15 protein-coding genes, 1 other RNA gene and 1 pseudogene are annotated in these 16,858 nt (G+C 64.3%); 11 read left to right on the forward strand and 6 right to left on the reverse strand.

The features are described from left to right. Window positions 1–163: 163 nt before the first annotated feature. From AB3X95_RS02355 to trxA, 5 genes and pseudogenes are all read right to left on the reverse strand, one after another. Complete coding sequence (locus AB3X95_RS02355) at window positions 164–427, reverse strand: type B 50S ribosomal protein L31 (RefSeq protein WP_012400355.1); 264 nt, start codon at window positions 425–427, stop codon at window positions 164–166. A gap of 178 nt (window positions 428–605) precedes the next feature. After that, window positions 606–1,439 carry a zinc-dependent peptidase gene (locus tag AB3X95_RS02360; RefSeq protein ID WP_176108655.1) on the reverse strand — a complete coding sequence of 278 codons (834 nt, stop codon included), beginning with the start codon at window positions 1,437–1,439 and terminating at the stop codon, window positions 606–608. A gap of 14 nt (window positions 1,440–1,453) precedes the next feature. Further along, window positions 1,454–1,812 (reverse strand): annotated as a pseudogene (locus AB3X95_RS02365) (MFS transporter); the annotation flags it as partial. Between the two features lie 151 nt (window positions 1,813–1,963). Next, complete coding sequence (gene rho, locus AB3X95_RS02370; protein WP_008921615.1) at window positions 1,964–3,232, reverse strand: transcription termination factor Rho; 1,269 nt, start codon at window positions 3,230–3,232, stop codon at window positions 1,964–1,966. A 284-nt stretch (window positions 3,233–3,516) separates the two neighbouring features. Continuing rightward, on the reverse strand, window positions 3,517–3,843 hold the full coding sequence (gene trxA, locus AB3X95_RS02375; protein ID WP_013089343.1) for a thioredoxin TrxA: 327 nt from the start codon (window positions 3,841–3,843) through the stop codon (window positions 3,517–3,519). A gap of 508 nt (window positions 3,844–4,351) precedes the next feature. Between trxA and ffs the strand changes: the two genes are divergently transcribed. The 8 genes from ffs (at window position 4,352) to AB3X95_RS02415 (ending at window position 12,647) form a co-directional block, all read left to right on the forward strand. After that, window positions 4,352–4,450: signal recognition particle sRNA small type (ffs, locus tag AB3X95_RS02380), an RNA gene on the forward strand. A 183-nt stretch (window positions 4,451–4,633) separates the two neighbouring features. Continuing rightward, window positions 4,634–7,129 carry a DNA polymerase III subunit gamma/tau gene (locus AB3X95_RS02385; RefSeq protein WP_368620574.1) on the forward strand — a complete coding sequence of 832 codons (2,496 nt, stop codon included), beginning with the start codon at window positions 4,634–4,636 and terminating at the stop codon, window positions 7,127–7,129. A gap of 73 nt (window positions 7,130–7,202) precedes the next feature. Then, the gene (locus AB3X95_RS02390; RefSeq protein WP_008923976.1) at window positions 7,203–7,529 is read left to right on the forward strand and encodes a YbaB/EbfC family nucleoid-associated protein; all 327 of its coding nucleotides are present in this window, start codon (window positions 7,203–7,205) and stop codon (window positions 7,527–7,529) included. Window positions 7,530–7,675: 146 nt separating this feature from the next. After that, window positions 7,676–8,272, forward strand: coding sequence for a recombination mediator RecR (gene recR, locus AB3X95_RS02395; RefSeq protein WP_018418135.1), 597 nt, complete (start codon window positions 7,676–7,678; stop codon window positions 8,270–8,272). Between the two features lie 154 nt (window positions 8,273–8,426). Beyond that, entirely contained in the window at window positions 8,427–9,668 is a 1,242-nt protein-coding gene (locus AB3X95_RS02400) for a CaiB/BaiF CoA transferase family protein (RefSeq protein WP_368620575.1), read from the forward strand. A gap of 159 nt (window positions 9,669–9,827) precedes the next feature. Next, window positions 9,828–10,865, forward strand: coding sequence for an ABC transporter substrate-binding protein (locus tag AB3X95_RS02405; protein ID WP_176119891.1), 1,038 nt, complete (start codon window positions 9,828–9,830; stop codon window positions 10,863–10,865). A 74-nt stretch (window positions 10,866–10,939) separates the two neighbouring features. After that, complete coding sequence (locus AB3X95_RS02410) at window positions 10,940–11,752, forward strand: ABC transporter ATP-binding protein (RefSeq protein WP_176108651.1); 813 nt, start codon at window positions 10,940–10,942, stop codon at window positions 11,750–11,752. Window positions 11,753–11,822: 70 nt separating this feature from the next. Continuing rightward, window positions 11,823–12,647, forward strand: a complete 825-nt coding sequence (locus AB3X95_RS02415; protein WP_176108650.1) for an ABC transporter permease — start codon at window positions 11,823–11,825, stop codon at window positions 12,645–12,647. A gap of 78 nt (window positions 12,648–12,725) precedes the next feature. On the opposite strand, the gene AB3X95_RS02420 is transcribed toward AB3X95_RS02415, so the two are convergent. Further along, window positions 12,726–13,700, reverse strand: a complete 975-nt coding sequence (locus AB3X95_RS02420) for an NADPH:quinone oxidoreductase family protein (protein ID WP_368620576.1) — start codon at window positions 13,698–13,700, stop codon at window positions 12,726–12,728. Between the two features lie 225 nt (window positions 13,701–13,925). Here AB3X95_RS02420 and surE point away from each other — a divergent pair, with 225 nt between their 5' ends. The 3 genes from surE to AB3X95_RS02435 are packed head-to-tail and all read left to right on the forward strand — an operon-like array spanning window position 13,926 to window position 16,851. Further along, a complete protein-coding gene (surE, locus tag AB3X95_RS02425) occupies window positions 13,926–14,684 on the forward strand; it encodes a 5'/3'-nucleotidase SurE (protein WP_176368876.1) in 759 nt (252 codons plus the stop codon). Continuing rightward, entirely contained in the window at window positions 14,681–15,895 is a 1,215-nt protein-coding gene (locus AB3X95_RS02430) for a protein-L-isoaspartate(D-aspartate) O-methyltransferase (protein ID WP_368620577.1), read from the forward strand. The genes surE and AB3X95_RS02430 overlap by 4 nt, the downstream gene beginning before the upstream one ends. A 5-nt stretch (window positions 15,896–15,900) precedes the next feature. Further along, a complete protein-coding gene (locus AB3X95_RS02435; RefSeq protein ID WP_176368878.1) occupies window positions 15,901–16,851 on the forward strand; it encodes a peptidoglycan DD-metalloendopeptidase family protein in 951 nt (316 codons plus the stop codon). Window positions 16,852–16,858: the final 7 nt, after the last annotated feature.

The following is a 16,858-nucleotide window of genomic DNA, read 5'->3' on the forward strand; positions in this document are numbered from 1 at the left end:
AACCTGTAACAGGTGTCGTGAAAGCGCGGGGTGCTGGTTCCGGGTTATGCCATCGCGGGTATGCGACCCAGCGGCCGCCCACGCGCAGGCGACAAAAAAGGGCAGCTCGCGCTGCCCTTTCTGTTTGCTCCGTTGCCGGCCAGAAGCCGGCACCGTTGCGGTATTACTTTGCTGCCTTGCCGGAAGCGCGGGCGCCGAACTTCTTGTTGAACTTCTCGACGCGGCCGGCCGTGTCCATGATCTTTTGTTGGCCGGTGTAGAACGGGTGCGATTCCGACGACACTTCGATCTTTGCGAGCGGGTAGGTCTTGCCGTTGAATTCCGCAGTTTCGCGCGTCTGGATGGTCGAGCGCGTCACGAACTTGAAGTCGTTCGACATATCGATGAACAGGACTTCGCGGTAATCCGGGTGAATGCCTTCTTTCATGGTCTTTCCTTTAATCTGGCGGTAGCCAACCCGCGTGCAGTCTTAATTTAGACTGCCTTCAGGCGCGAGCCACTTGCCTACGGTCGAAAAACCGCGATTATGCCAGAAAATCAGTCGCTTGGCGATTTTTCTGCCACTAGATTCTATTGCGGCGCAAGCGGCGCCCGTTTGCAGCGTCTCAAACCGGCGTGAACGTCAATCCGACGCGCGCAGGATCTTGCCGATAGTAGCGCGCGAGCAGCCGGTACAGTTCCGGATACTCCGCCTCGAACGCTTGTGGCTTCACGAACAGCGCCTCGCTGCACACGGCGAAGAATTCCGACGGATGGTCCGCCGCATACGGATCGATCAGCGACTCGCGTTCGAAACGCGTCCAACGTCGCTCGGGCACAGCGTCGACTTTCGCGCAGAAATGATCGTATGCGTGGTCGAACACGTCGGCCCATGCCTGCGCATCGAGCGGCGCGTGCCAGCGGCGCATCAGCGGCGGGTGGCCATCCGCTTCGCCGTTCAGCATGTCGATCTTGTGCGCGAACTCGTGGATCACGACGTTGTATGCGTCGCTGCCGTCGGTCATCTGCGCGTCTTCCCACGACAGCACCACCGGGCCGCCTTCCCACGCCTCGCCACTGGCGTCGTGTTCGATCTCGTGCACGACGCCGTCTTCGTCCTCGACGGTCTTGCGGATCACGAACTCGCCCGGATAGACGATTACGCCAACCCAGCCGCGATACAGATCGAGGCTCAGGTTCAGCACCGGCAGGCACGCCTGAGCGGCGATGCCGACCGTCATCGCATCGGTCAGTTCGAGCTCGTGCGCGGTCGAGAATTCCTTCTGCGCGAGGAAGAGACTCGTCAGCTCGCGTAGCCGCGCGAGATCCGGGGCTTCCAGATGTGTGAGAAAGGGCAGGCCGGCGAGTGTTGCCTGCCATAGGGAATCGTCGATCGCGTAATCGCGCAGCGCGCGCTCGCGACGCCGTGTGCCCAGCCAGTTCGTGAGTTTCGACAGCATGCTTGAGCCCACCTTCAGTCGATCTGTTTTTGCCACGCGGCGAACAGGCCGCCGCATATCGTGACGCCGATCAGAAAATGGAAGCCGTCGAGCGACGCGAGGAAATTGGCCTGCTGCGCGACCGACCGGCTGATCGTCGCGATTCGCGAGCGTGTTCTGATAGACCGAATTGTACGGATTCACGGACTCCGCGAGGCGACTTTGATGCAGCGCGAGCCGGTGCTGTTCGATGATGATCACTGAGTCGGTCGCGAAAGAGATGGTCAGCAGCCACACGATGTTTTTTCAACCGGTAGCCGTACGTGAACTCTTCGATCGCGAAGATGCGGAAAGTCAGATTCGCGACCAGCTGCGCGATGAACAGCAACACGAGCGCATAGGCGCTCGACGCCCACGCGAGCGCATCCGGCGGTGCATTGACGCCACCCGCAATATAGCTGGCGAAAAAAAACCGCTCGCAATCTGCGAGCGGTTTTTCATGCTGTGCAGTTGCCGGCCGCTACGGCCAGCACGAACGTCGCGCGTTAGCTGCCGCCGCCACGACGCATCATGTCGAAGAACTCGGAGTTGCTCTTCGTCTGGCGGATTTTGTCGAGCAGGAATTCCATCGACTCGACTTCGTCCATGTCGTGAATGAACTTGCGCAGCACCCAGATCTTCTGCAGCACTTCGGGCTTGATCAGCAACTCTTCGCGGCGCGTGCCCGACTTGTTCAGGTTGATCGACGGGTAGACGCGCTTCTCGGCGAGACGGCGCTCGAGGTGCACTTCCATGTTGCCGGTGCCCTTGAACTCTTCGTAGATCACGTCGTCCATGCGGCTGCCGGTTTCGATCAGCGCCGTGCCGATGATGGTCAGCGATCCGCCTTCCTCGATGTTGCGCGCCGCGCCGAAGAAGCGCTTGGGACGCTGCAGCGCGTTCGCGTCGACACCACCCGTGAGCACCTTGCCGGAGGCCGGTACCACCGTGTTGTAAGCGCGCGCGAGACGGGTGATCGAATCGAGCAGAATCACGACGTCGTTCTTCATTTCGACGAGGCGCTTGGCCTTCTCGATCACCATTTCGGCGACCTGGACGTGACGCGCGGCGGGTTCGTCGAACGTGGAGGCGATCACTTCGCCTGCCACCGAACGCTGCATTTCCGTCACTTCTTCCGGGCGCTCGTCGATCAGCAGCACGAACAGCACGACGTCGGGATGGTTCTGTTTGATCGCGTGCGCGATGTGCTGAAGCATCACGGTCTTGCCCGACTTCGGCGAGGCGACGAGCAGGCCGCGCTGGCCCTTGCCGATCGGCGCGATCATGTCGATGATGCGGCCCGTCACGTTCTCTTCGCCACGCATTTCACGTTCGAGCAGCAGCACCTTGTTCGGGTGCAGCGGCGTCAGGTTTTCGAACATGATCTTGTGCTTCGAGGCCTCCGGCGGCTGGCCGTTGACCTTGTCGACCTTCACCAGCGCGAAATAGCGCTCGCCGTCTTTCGGCGTGCGCACTTCGCCTTCGATCGTGTCGCCCGTATGCAGGTTGAAGCGGCGGATTTGCGACGGGCTGATGTAGATATCATCCGTGCTGGCGAGGTAGGAGGTTTCCGGCGAACGCAAGAAGCCGAAACCGTCCGGCAACACTTCGAGGGTGCCGTCGCCGAAGATCGTGTCGCCCGCTTTGGCTCGTTTTTTTAGAATGGCGAACATCAATTCCTGCTTGCGCAGGCGGTTCGCGCTTTCGATCTCGAGGCCATTGGCCATCTCGATCAATTGGGACACGTGCAGAGTCTTAAGCTCGGATAAATGCATACGGAGAACCCGCAGGAGAAGGTGCGACGAAATGAAATCTGGGAGGAGGGTGAGCGGAACCGCTCAAAGACTTACACGTCTTTTCGACGTTTTCTGGATTCTAGCATAGCACACGCCAATTTCCGCCAGTGCGGCGGAGTGGCATCTTTGTCGTAAAGCGTGTTGCCGGTTGACAACACGCTTGACCGGCGGGCGCGGTGGTTTGCATCCACCGATGCGCCCGATTCTTAACTGCTCGCGGCGCGCGATCAACCCGCGAGCGCCGCGACGTGCTTCTGTATGTCTTACAGGTTGCCGTCGAGGAACGCGGTGAGTTGCGACTTCGACAGAGCGCCGACCTTCTGAGCGGCGACGGCGCCATTCTTGAACAGGATCAGCGTTGGGATGCCGCGCACGCCGAACTTGACCGGCGTGGACTGATGCTCGTCGACATTGATCTTCGCGACTTGCAGACGATCGGCGTAGTCCTTCGCGACTTCGTCGAGGATCGGCGCGATCATCTTGCAGGGACCGCACCATTCGGCCCAGAAATCGAGCAGCACGGGTTTATCGGATTTCACGACGTCCTGTTCGAACGATGCGTCGCTAATATGCTTAATTTGTTCGCTCATTTATGAATACCTCTGTCGGTTCGAGGCCCGCCTGAATTGCTCGCCACGATACGTCAAAAACCGGGAAAATTTCCGTTCGCTTTGCCGCATCCGGAGACTCGCCGCGCATGCCTGTGAAAATCAGAAAAACCGTCTGAAAAAATGCCGGATTTTCACGGAATGCGCGGAAAAGTCGCGTATGCGGGTCTTTCAACTGGCAGTGTAGCTTAATTCGCTATGCGTTGCCGATGGCGATAGTACTCATTAGGTCAGTGGGGCTAATAGGTCGCCGCCGCGGCGTCGGCCGGTGTCTGCCGCTCACCGATACCGCGTTGCCATCTAGATGGTGGCGGGCGTGGCCAACTCAAGTGCCTTGCGTGGCGGGTGTCGTCGCGGCGGCTGGGATGACGTCGGGCGGCGTGCAGCAAGCGGACGTTATCAGTATGAAGCGGTTCGAAGCGGAGCGTCGTTCGCGTTTTGCGTGTATCAACAGTCGCACAATGCGCGCGGCAATGATAGAATCTTTCGTGACGGGCCTCCTCGCATGGAGGGATGGTCAACCTGGTCAGGTCGGGAACGAAGCAGCCACAGCCGTTTTCCACCAGTGCCGAGGGTCGGGCTCGTCACCTTCCTTTGCTTCTTTCTCCGCGGCCGTTTTCACGGATTCTCCGCAGGCTGTCCTTCATAGTATTCCCCGCTTCAATATTGATCGTTCGCCGTGTTCGGACTGAGCATCGTCGTGGCCGTGTCGCGCGTTCGCGCGTCTTGCCGAATCGGTTTTGCGCGCCATTGTTACTGATACAATTTCCGGATGACCTATCAAGTTCTCGCACGCAAATGGCGGCCGAAGGATTTCGCTTCGCTCGTCGGACAGGAGCACGTGGTGCGCGCGCTCACCCATGCGCTCGACGGCGGCCGTCTGCATCATGCCTATTTGTTTACAGGTACGCGCGGCGTCGGCAAGACCACGCTGTCGCGCATCTTCGCGAAGGCACTCAATTGCGAGACCGGCGTGACGTCGACGCCGTGCGGCGTGTGCCGTGCGTGTCGCGAGATCGATGAAGGGCGCTTCGTCGATTACGTCGAGATGGACGCGGCGAGCAATCGCGGCGTCGATGAAATGGCCGCGCTGCTCGAGCGCGCGGTGTATGCGCCCGTCGATGCGCGCTTCAAGGTCTACATGATCGACGAAGTGCATATGCTGACGAACCACGCGTTCAACGCGATGCTGAAGACGCTCGAAGAGCCGCCGCCGCACGTCAAGTTCATCCTCGCGACCACCGACCCGCAGAAGATTCCTGTCACCGTGCTGTCGCGCTGCCTGCAGTTCAATCTGAAGCAGATGCCGGCCGGCCATATCGTGTCGCATCTCGAACGCATTCTCGGCGAAGAGAACGTGCCTCACGAGGCGCAGGCGTTGCGCCTGCTCGCGCGCGCGGCCGACGGTTCGATGCGCGACGCGCTATCGCTGACCGATCAGGCGATCGCCTATTCGGCGAACCAGGTCAGCGAAGACGCGGTGCGCGGCATGCTCGGCGCGCTCGACCAAAGCTATCTGATCCGCCTGCTCGACGCGCTCGCGCAGGGCGACGGCGCGGCGGTGCTCGCGGTCGCCGACGAGATGGCGCTGCGCAGCCTGTCGTTTTCGACGGCGCTGCAGGATCTGGCGAGCCTGCTGCATCGGATCGCGTGGGCGCAGTTCGCGCCTTCGTCGGTGCTCGACGAATGGCCGGAGGCGGCCGACTTGCGCCGCTTCGCCGACACATTGAGCGCCGAGCAGGTGCAACTGTTTTATCAGATCGCGACGATCGGCCGAAGCGAGCTGGGCCTCGCGCCCGACGAATACGCGGGCTTCACGATGACGCTGCTGCGCATGCTCGCGTTCGAGCCGGCGCCGACAGGCGGCGGAGGTGGGGCGGCGGGAGCCGCTGGCGCGCAGACCGGCGCGGCCGGCGCCGGTGCGAAGCGTTCTGGTGCACCGACGGTTGCCGCGCTGCGCGCGCTGTCGCCTTCGTCCGCGACGGCCATGGCAGCCGCTGCGCCGACTCGCGGACCTCAGGTGGGCGTCGCCGGCGAGGAACCGGGCGATGCGATGAAATCGACCGCGCCGGTTGCAAAGCCGATCGCGAAGCCCGCAGCCGACACCGCGCAAGCTGAAGCAGCGCGCGTGACAGACGCACCGGCTATGTCGGCACGCCCGCTGGCACCTTGGGAAGACTCGCCCCCGAATGATGGCGCCGCGATCGCCGGTTCGACTGCGCCGGTCTCCAACCAGGCTTCTGACATCGCACCTGCGTCCGCGCCGAGCGCGCTGGCCCGCGCGGAAGAGGCCACGGCACCGGAGCCGGAAGCGCGCCAGGAGTTGACTGCACCCGCTCCAACGCCGGCACCGGCGGCCTCGGCCGACTCCGCGCCGCGTCGCGCGGGCGGCGCGAGCGCCGCGCTCGACGTGCTGCGCAACGCCGGCATGAAAGTATCGTCCGACCGTGCCCGCCCCAACACGCCCGCGGCCGCGAAGCCGGCCGCGCCGGTCGCCCCGAAACCCGCCGCGCCGCGCGTGGTCGTGCCGGTGCCGACCCCCGGTGCGCCACGCCGCGCGTCGCAAGACAGCGCCGCGCAGGCTGCGCCCATCCGAGACGCCTACACCGGCGCAAGCGGCAACGCGCAACAGACCAGCCCGTCGAGCCCACCTTGGGACGACATGCCGCCCGACGACTACATGCCGCTGTCGGCCGCGGACGACGCGTACTTCATTCCGCCAGACGACAACTTCGTGCCGGTGTTCGACCACGGCCCCGACGACGTCCGCATGGGCGGCCCGGCCGCGCAGGCCGCCGCACCGGCGCCGGTCGTCGACACACGCCCGCTGCCGCCCGCGGTGCCGCTCGATCCGCTCGGTTTCACCGGCGACTGGCCCGCGCTCGCGGTCGATCTGCCGCTGAAGGGCATTTCGTATCAGCTTGCGTTCAACAGCGAACTGATGGCGCTCGAAGGCAGCACGCTGAAGCTCAACGTGCCGGTGCCGCAATACGCGGAAGCGTCGCAGGTCGCTAAACTGAAAGCAGCGCTCGTCGAGCGGCTCGGCCAGAACGTCGACGTGCAGGTCGAAGTCGGCCCGGCGCGCCGTACCGCTGCAGCGCACGACGCGAAGTTGCGCGCGCAGCGCCAGCAGGAGGCCGAGCGCGAAATCAGCGCCGATCCGTTCGTGCAGTCGCTGATTCGCGAATTCGGCGCGAGCATCGTGCCGGGCTCGATCCGCCCGATTACCCCGGACGCCGCTCCGAACGGCGCGGCGCCGGCCCACTGATTCATCGTTCGCGGCGTCGTCGCAGCGCGGCGCCGGAATGCCAGATTTCACGCTATCTAGAAGGAGCACGTCCATGATGAAAGGCCAACTCGCCGGGCTGATGAAACAAGCCCAGCAGATGCAGGAAAACATGAAGAAGATGCAGGAGCAACTCGCGCAGATCGAAGTCGAGGGGCAGTCGGGTGCCGGTCTCGTCAAGGTGACGATGACCTGCAAGAACGACGTGCGCCGCGTGTCGATCGACCCGAGCCTGCTCGCGGACGACAAGGACATGCTGGAAGATCTCGTCGCCGCCGCGTTCAACGACGCCGTGCGCAAGGCCGAGGCGACCGCGCAGGAAAAGATGGGCGGCATGACCGCCGGCCTGCCGCTGCCACCGGGCTTCAAGCTGCCGTTCTGAACCTGCTCTAATTGAGTGAGAGTAGGCTGAAGCGGGTGAGCGCCGCGGCGGTTCATTGCCGCGGTGCGAAAGCGCGCCCCGGTCCGAGCACCACTCCGCATCCCGATTCGCCCACCCGAGCACCACCCACGTCGACGCCGATCCGCATGAAACAACCTTCCGCCCTGTCGGCGCTCGTCGAAGCGCTGCGCGCGCTGCCCGGTGTCGGGCCGAAGTCCGCGCAACGCATGGCGTATCACCTGATGCAGCACGATCGCGAAGGCGCCGAAAAGCTCGGCCGCTCGCTGTTGTTCGCGACCGAGCATCTGCGTCACTGCGAAAAGTGCAACACGTTTACCGAAGCGCAGATCTGCGAGGTCTGCCTCGATGAGGAGCGCGATCCGTCGCTGCTGTGCGTCGTCGAAACGCCGGCCGACCAGATCATGCTCGAACAGACGATGACCTATCGCGGCCTCTATTTCGTGCTGATGGGGCGGTTGAGTCCGCTCGACGGCATCGGCCCGAAGGAGATCCATTTCGACCGGCTCGTGAAGCGCGCGTCGGATGGCGTCGTCAAGGAAGTCGTGCTGGCCACCAATTTCACCAACGAAGGCGAGGCCACCGCGCATTACCTCGGACAGACACTGAAGGCGCGCGGCCTTGCCGTCACGCGTCTCGCGCGCGGCGTGCCGGTGGGCGGCGAGCTCGAATATGTCGACGCGGGCACGATCGCGCGCGCGATGCTCGACCGTCGTTCGATGTAGCCACGCGGCTTGCGTTGGCCGGCGTGGTACCCGTGAAGACACGCGTCGTCGCCAGCCGTGCGGACCGTGCGCATGGCGATACAAAACCATGCAACCCACTTGCAGGGGACCAGAGTGAGCACTGTGCACCAACTCTGGCCGACAAAGGAGACTCATGAGCGCCACCCCCGATTCAGGCGCGAGCACCGCACCGCATGACGCACGCGGTCCGCTCGCCGGCGTCAAGGTGCTGGAACTCGGCACGCTGATCGCCGGGCCGTTCGCTGCGCGTTTTCTCGGCGAATTCGGCGCCGACGTCATCAAGATCGAAGACCCCAAAGGCGGCGACCCGCTGCGCAAATGGCGCAAGCTGTATCCGGAAGTGGGCGGTACGTCGCTGTGGTGGGCCGTGCAGGCGCGCAACAAGAAGTCCGTCACGATCAACCTGAAAGCCGAAGAGGGCAAAGAGATCGTGCGGCGGCTCGCGAAAGAGGCCGATATCATCGTCGAGAATTTCCGGCCGGGGCTGCTCGAAAAACTCGGGCTCGGCTACGACGTGCTGTCCGCCGAGAACCCCGGTCTGGTAATGGTGCGTCTGTCGGGCTACGGCCAGACGGGTCCGTATCGCGACCGGCCCGGCTTCGGTGCGATCGCCGAATCGATGGGCGGTCTGCGCCATATCACCGGCTATCCGGATCTGCCGCCGCCGCGCATCGGCATTTCGATCGGCGATTCGATCGCCGCGCTGCACGGCGTGATCGGCGCGCTGATGGCGCTGCATCACAAGCAGGTGAACGGCGGCAGGGGGCAGGTCGTCGACGTCGCGCTGTACGAGGCCGTCTTCAACATGATGGAAAGCGTGGTGCCCGAATACGGCGTCTACGGGATGGTGCGCGAGCGTACCGGCGCGTCGCTGCCGGGCATCGTGCCGTCCAATACTTATCCGTGCAGCGACGGCAGCATCGTGATCGGCGGCAATAGCGATCCGATCTTCAAGCGGCTGATGATCGCGATCGAACGCGACGATCTCGCGAACGATCCGGCGCTCGCGCATAACGACGGCCGCGTGCCGCGCACCCGGGAAATCGACGCCGCGATCGCCGCGTGGCTGTCCACGCGCACGATCGACGAAGCGCTCGCGGTGCTGAACGCGGCGGATGTACCGGTGGGCCGCATCTACAGCGTCGCCGATATGTTCACCGATCCGCAGTTCATCGCGCGGCAGATGATCCAGCGTTTCAAGTGGCAGGACGGCAAGGAAATCACGCTGCCCACGGTCACGCCGAAGCTGTCGGCGACGCCCGGCGAGACGCGCTGGCTAGGGCCGGAACTGGGTGAACATACCGATGAAGTCCTTCAATCACTGGGTTATGATGCTGACGGCATCGCGCGGTTGCGGGCGCAACAGATCGTCTGATGCGCACAGTGCAACGCATTGAGAAGAGCGCTTAAAGCGCGGCGCTGACGCACGATCGGCTCCGCGCGACCGGCAAGCCACACACCGTGTCCAAGCGCGTGCGCAACGCGCACCCGGGCGGTCAAAAGCCGGACTAAAAAAATCTGGAGACAACGGACCATGCAACGCAGAACCTTCCTCGCCGGCGGTGCGGCGCTCGCGGGCGCCTCGCTCGCGGCCACACCGTTCGCTTTCGCTCAGGCCAAACCCGAGACCACCAGGGTCGCCATCGCGGTCGGCGGCAAGAACCTGTTCTACTACCTGCCGCTGACGATCGCCGAGCGCCGCAACTACTTCAAGGACGAAGGGCTCGAAGTCGAGATTTCCGACTTCGCGGGCGGCTCGCAGGCGCTGAAGGCGGCAGTCGGCGGTAGCGCCGACGTGGTCTCCGGCGCGTTCGAACACACGCTGCTGTTGCAGGCGCAAAAGCAGATGTTCCGTGAGTTCGTGCTACAAGGCCGCGCGCCGCAGATCGTGCTCGCGGTGTCGAAGAAGACGATGCCGAACTTCAAGTCGATCGCCGATCTGAAGGGCAAGAAGATCGGTGTGACCGCGCCGGGTTCGTCGACGTCGATCATGGCGAGCTTCGTGCTCGCGAAAGCCGGGCTCAGTCCGAAAGACGTCGCGTTCATCGGCGTGGGCGCGGGTGCCGGTGCAATCGCCGCGCTGCAGTCCGGCCAGATCGACGCGATCGCCAATCTCGATCCGGTCGTCACGCGCCTCGAGCGCGCCGGCGAAGTGCGCGTCGTATCCGATACGCGCACGCTCGCCGACACGCACACCGTGTTCGGCGGCGACATGCCGGCGGGCTGCCTGTACGCGTCGCAGTCGTTCATCACGAAGAACCCGAACACCACGCAGGCGCTGACCAATGCGATGGTGCGCGCGCTCAAGTGGCTGCAGAACGCGAGCGGCAGCGAACTGATCAATACGGTGCCGGAGAGCTATCTGCTCGGCGACCGCGCACTCTATCTCGACGCGTGGCAGCACGTGCGCGAAGCGATGTCGCCCGACGGTCTGATGCCCGCCGACGGTCCCGCGACGTCGCTGAAGACGCTGAAAGCGTTCGATCCGATGATCCAGAACGCGCAGATCGATCTGTCGAAGACGTGGACCAACGACTTCGTAAAGAAGGCGCTGACGACCGTCAAGGCATAAACGACGCGGCGCGCGCGGTCTCCAGCGTCGCCGCGACATCTCCCCCCAACCCGATCCCTGAAGCGAGCCGTACGATGACCGTTGCTGCCCTGGCGCTCGAAAACATCACCTGCACGTTCGCCGCGCGCGACAACCGCGCGCAGCGCTACACAGCGGTCAAAGACACGACGCTGCGTATCGAGCCGGGCGAGTTCGTGTCGGTGGTCGGGCCGACTGGCTGCGGCAAGTCCACGCTGCTGAACATCGGCGCGGGGCTGCTGCAGCCGTCCACGGGCGCGGTCAGCGTGTTCGGCGAAAAGCTCGATGGCCTGAATCGCCGCGCGGGCTACATGTTTCAGGCCGATGCGCTGATGCCGTGGCGCTCGGCGCTCGACAACGTGATGGCCGGCCTGTCGTTTCGCGGCATGTCGGCCGCAGACGCGCGCGCGAAGGCCGAAGAGTGGTTGAAGCGCGTTGGACTCGGCGGCTTCGGCGACCGCTATCCGCATCAGCTGTCGGGCGGCATGCGCAAGCGCGTCGCGATGGCGCAAACGCTGATCCTCGATCCCGACATCATCCTGATGGACGAGCCGTTTTCCGCGCTGGACATTCAAACTCGGCAGCTGATGGAAAACGAACTGCTCGACCTCTGGGCCGCGAAGCGCAAGGCGGTGCTGTTCATCACGCACGATCTCGACGAAGCGATCGCGATGTCGGATCGCGTGGTCGTGCTGTCGGCCGGCCCCGCCACGCATCCAATCGGCGAGTTCCGGATCGATCTGCCACGGCCGCGCGATGTCGCCGAAATCCGTTCGCATCCGCGCTTCGTCGAATTGCATGCGCAGATCTGGGGCGTGCTGCGCGATGAAGTGCTCAAGGGATATCAGCAGCAACTGACTGCTGTTTAAGTGCCGCGCATACCTGCATGCGCATTAAAAGAGAACACGCATTCAACAATCGTCCGAGGCAATCAAAGTCATGTGGAAGACGTTGCGCCCAAACCGGGCGAATCTGGTGATCTGGCAGTGGCTGCTGCTCGTGCTGTGCTTCGTGCTGTGGTACGTGCTGACGAGCCCGACGCTGGTGCCGCCGTTCTATTTCGACGATCCGAACAAGGCGGCGTTCTTCTTCGGCGAGCCGCAGAAAGTGCTGCAGCGGATCTGGGAGTGGTTCACGAGCGGCGAGATTTATCTGCACCTGTGGATCACGCTCGTCGAGACCGTGCTCGCGTTCGTGTTCGGCACCGCGATCGGGCTCGGCGTCGGCCTGTGGCTCGCGCTCGCGCCGACCGCGAGCGCGCTGTTCGATCCGTACGTGAAGGCCGCGAACTCGATGCCGCGCGTGATTCTCGCGCCGATCTTCGGCGTGTGGTTCGGCCTCGGCATCTGGTCGAAGGTCGCGCTCGGCGTCACGCTGGTGTTCTTCATCGTGTTCTTCAACGTCTACCAGGGCGTGAAGGAAGTGAGCCCGGTCGTGCTCGCAAACGCGCGCATGCTCGGCGCGAACCGCAAACAGCTTCTGCGCTTCGTCTATCTGCCGAGCGCGATGAGCTGGGTGTTTTCGAGCCTGCATACGTCGGTGGGGCTGGCGTTCGTCGGCTCGGTGGTGGGCGAGTATCTGGGCTCGGCGCGCGGCGTCGGCTATCTGATCCTGCAGGCCGAAGGCACCTTCGACATCAACACCGTGTTCGCGGGCATTCTGGTGCTCACCGCGTTCGCGCTGATTCTCGACGCGATCGTCGGGATCGCGGAGCGGCGTTTGATGAAGTGGCAGCCGCGCACCGGAGATACCGAGAAGCTGTGAGTGTGGATCGCAAGCGGCGCGGCGCCCGAAATCGCCTTTGGGCGCCGCGCCGTTTTTCATGCTGCCTGATTGGATGCGCTACGGCGTGATGACCACCTTGCCGATCACGCGACGCTCGGCCATGTCGCGCAACGCGCAGCCGGTGTCGTCGAGCGAATAGCGGGCGGACACATAGGGCTTGAGCTTGCCTTCGCGAATCCAGCCGGTCATCTGCTCGAATGCCGCGCGGTTGCGCTGCGGCTCACGCCTCGCGAAATCGCCCCAGAATACGCCGACTACGCTTGCGCCCTTGAGCAACATCAGGTTCAGCGGCAGCTTCGGGATCTCGCCGTTGGCAAAGCCGACTACCAGATAACGCCCCCTCCAGCCGATGCTGCGAAACGCCGGCTCCGCATACACGCCGCCGACCGGGTCGTAGATCACGTCCGGGCCTTTGCCGTCGGTGAGTGCCTTGATGCGCTCGCGCAGATCCTCGCTGCTGTAGTTGATCGTCGCGTCCGCACCGTGCTCGACGCAGGTCGCGAGCTTTTCGTCGCTCGATGCCGCCGCGATCACGCGCGCGCCGAGCGCCTTGCCGATTTCGACCGCCGCGAGGCCGACGCCGCCAGCCGCGCCGAGCACGAGCATCGTCTCGCCAGGCTGCAGCGCGCCGCGATCGACCACCGCGTGATGCGAGGTGCCATACGCGAGCGTGAACGCGGCCGCGAGTTCGAACGATACATCGTCGTCGAGCGGCACGCAGGCTGCGGCGGGTGCGAGCGCCTGTTCGGCGAAACCGCCGGAGCCGGTGAACGCGGCCACGCGCGAACCGGGCCTGAACTGCGTGACGCCTTCGCCCACCGCGCGCACGATGCCCGCGGCTTCCGAGCCCGGCGTGAACGGCAGCGGCGGTTTGAACTGGTATTTGTTCTCGATGATCAGCACATCGGGAAAATTGACGGCTGCGGACTTCACGTCGATCACGACGTGGCCTGGCGGCGGATCGAGATCCGGCAGGTTATCGACGACCAGGCTCTCGGGCGGCCCGTACTGTTTGCAGCGAATCGCACGCATCGTGGCTCCATATCGTTCAGGGTTCGCAACGGTTTCGAGTGTAAATCAAAGCGCACGACCGTACGATTCATTGCGCTGCGGCTTGCGACTCAAAGCGGCATCCTTGCGTTCGGCACAAGCCCCCGCGCACCTGAATAAACCCGGCTCGCACGACGCTCGTGCGCGCCATGCAGAGACGCCGACCATGTCGTTCGCGTGCCATCTTTCCTCGGTTACAATCGGCGCATGCGAATCCTACTCAGCAACGACGACGGTTATCTGGCGCCTGGCCTCGCCGCGCTTTACGAAGCGCTGAAGCCGATCGCCGACGTCACCGTGATGGCTCCCGAACAGAACTGCAGCGCCGCGTCGAATTCCCTGACGCTGTGGCGGCCGCTCTCGGTCCTGCGTTCGGCGAATGGCTTCTACTACGTGAACGGCACGCCGACCGACTCGGTGCACATCGCACTGACCGGCATGCTCGACCATACGCCGGACCTCGTCGTGTCGGGTATCAACAACGGCCAGAACATGGGCGACGACACGCTGTATTCCGGCACCGTCGCGGCCGCCACCGAAGGCATCATGTTCGGCGTGCCGGCCATCGCGTTTTCGCTGGTCGACAAAGACTGGGTGCATCTCGAAGACGCGGCGCGTGTTGCCGCCGAAATCGTCGCGCATTATCTCGAGCAGCCGTTGCCGGGACATCCGCTGCTGAACGTCAATATTCCTAACCTGCCGTATGACCAACTGCGCGGCTGGGAGATCACCCGACTCGGCAAACGTCATCCGTCGCAGCCGGTGATCCGCCAAACCAATCCGCGCGGCGAACCGATCTACTGGATCGGCGCCTCGGGCAAGGCGCGCGACGCGAGCGAAGGCACGGACTTCCACGCGGTCGCGAACGGCGCCGTGTCGATCACGCCGCTGCAGCTCGATCTGACCTACACGCAAATGCTGCCCGCGGCGCGCGACTGGCTACGCGCCGGGAGCGGCAGTTCATGACCGGCGAGCGCGCGAAGCGCTTTCCGCTAGGTCTCGAGGACCTGGTGCGCGAACCGCGCCGGCCCGAGGGACGTCCGGGGGAGATGCGCGCGGCGGCGCTCGCGGCGAGTGCGGCGTTGAATGCGCGGCAGCAGTCGGCGAAACCGACGCAGGGCGGCGCGGCCGCACGAGCGCAAGCGAGGACCTCCGCTGCGGCGCAAACAACGTCAACGCCGGCGACGCGACCCCAGGTGATTCCCCAGGCGAAGACGCAGATCGCCACGTTGGGCACGCCAACGGGAACCACCGGAGGGACGCCGCCGAAGCCGCAGGCCGCGCCAGTCGCAAAGACTACGGCGAACTCGTTGTCCGGTGCATTGGCAGGGCAGCCTGTCAAGCAAGCACCGAAGTCGTCGGGCAAGCCAGGCAAAACCTCGACGCATGCGTCTGCACACAGCGCACGTCCGACACCACCACTTCAGCCGCAACCGCAGCAAAGCGCGAAGCCCGCGTCGAACGCCGCGCTAGCCGGTGCGATGAGCGGCGCATTCGGCGGCGCAAGCAGCAGCGCGATGAACAACGCCCTCGCGCTGACCTCGGAACGGGTTCGCGAACGGATGGTCGAACGCCTGCGAGCCAATGGCGTCAGCGACCAGCGTGTGCTGAACGCGATGGCCGCGGTGCCGCGCCACATGTTCGTCGATCCGGGTCTTGCAGCTCAGGCGTACGAAGATGCCGCGCTGCCGATCGGTCACCACCAGACCATCTCGAAGCCGTCCGTGGTCGCGCGGATGATCGAACTCGCGGCCGCCGGGCGCGCGCCGAACACCGTGCTCGAAATCGGCACCGGTTGCGGCTATCAGGCAGCGGTGCTGAGCCAGGTCGCGCGCGAGGTTTATTCGATTGAACGCATCAAGCCGCTGTCCGAGCGCGCGAAGACGAATCTGCGTCCGCTGCGCATTCCGAATATCCGGCTGCATTACGGCGACGGGCGGCTCGGTTTGTCGTCGGCGGCGCCGTTCGACGCGATCGTGATCGCGGCTGCCGGGCTCGACGTTCCACAGGCGTTGCTCGAGCAGCTTGCGATCGGCGGACGTCTGGTTGCGCCGGTCGGCTCGCAGGAAGGACAGAGCCAGGTGCTGACGCTGGTCGAGCGCCTCGGGCCCGCGCAATGGCGCGAGTCGCGGCTTGATCGCGTTTTCTTTGTACCCTTAAAATCCGGAGTGATTTGACACCGATGAGTATGTTGCGCGCGATGCAGAGAACCACCCCGAATACCCCCCTGACCGTAACCCAGCGCAGCGTGTGCGTGCTCGCCTTGTCCCTGTTGATGACGGCCTGTGCATCCCGGCTCGACCAGGCGCCCGTCGTCGACCGCTCCGGCGGCGGCGTGCTCTCCACCGCGCAGGGCGCGGCGCAACCGGCGGTGCCGCTCGGTCCGCCGCCGCCCGGTTACTATCGCGTGAAGCCGGGCGATACGCTGTACCGCATTGCGCTCGAAAACGGCCAGAATTACCGCGACATCTCGACGTGGAACAACCTGACCAATCCGAATCAGATCGAAGTCGACCAGCTGCTGCGCGTCGTGCCGCCGGGAGCGAATACCGCGGCCATGACGCCGGGCGTGTCGACCGCGCCGATCGGCAGCACGGGCGCGGTGCAAAGCGCGCCGCTGAACAGCAACGCGCCGGCCGCGGTCGGCGCCGCGATGCCGCCGCTCTACGGCGGCGCGACCAACGGTACGCCCGCGAACGGCGCGGTAGCTGCGCCTCCGGCCAATTCCTCTGCGGCGAACGCCGAGCTCGGCAGCGCGGCGGCGGGCAACGTAGCATTTGCATGGCCGGTGCGCGGTCCGCTGCTCAACACGTTCAACGACTCGACCAACAAAGGCGTCAATATCGGCGGCTCCGCAGGCGAGCCGGTTAAAGCGTCGGCCGATGGTCGCGTCGTCTACGCAGGGAATGGGCTGCGTGGTTACGGCAATCTCATTATCATCAAGCATGATGCAACTTATCTCACCGCGTATGCACACAACCGCGCTTTGATGGTAAAAGAGGGGGACGCGGTAACGAAGGGGCAGAAGATCGCTGAGATGGGCAATAGCGATTCCGACCGCGTGATGTTGCATTTCGAAGTTCGCCGACAGGGTAAACCAGTCGACCCACTGAAGTATTTGCCGCCGCAATAAGCGATAC

This window comes from Paraburkholderia sp. BR13444 (assembly GCF_040948755.1).
Lineage (GTDB): Bacteria > Pseudomonadota > Gammaproteobacteria > Burkholderiales > Burkholderiaceae > Paraburkholderia > Paraburkholderia youngii.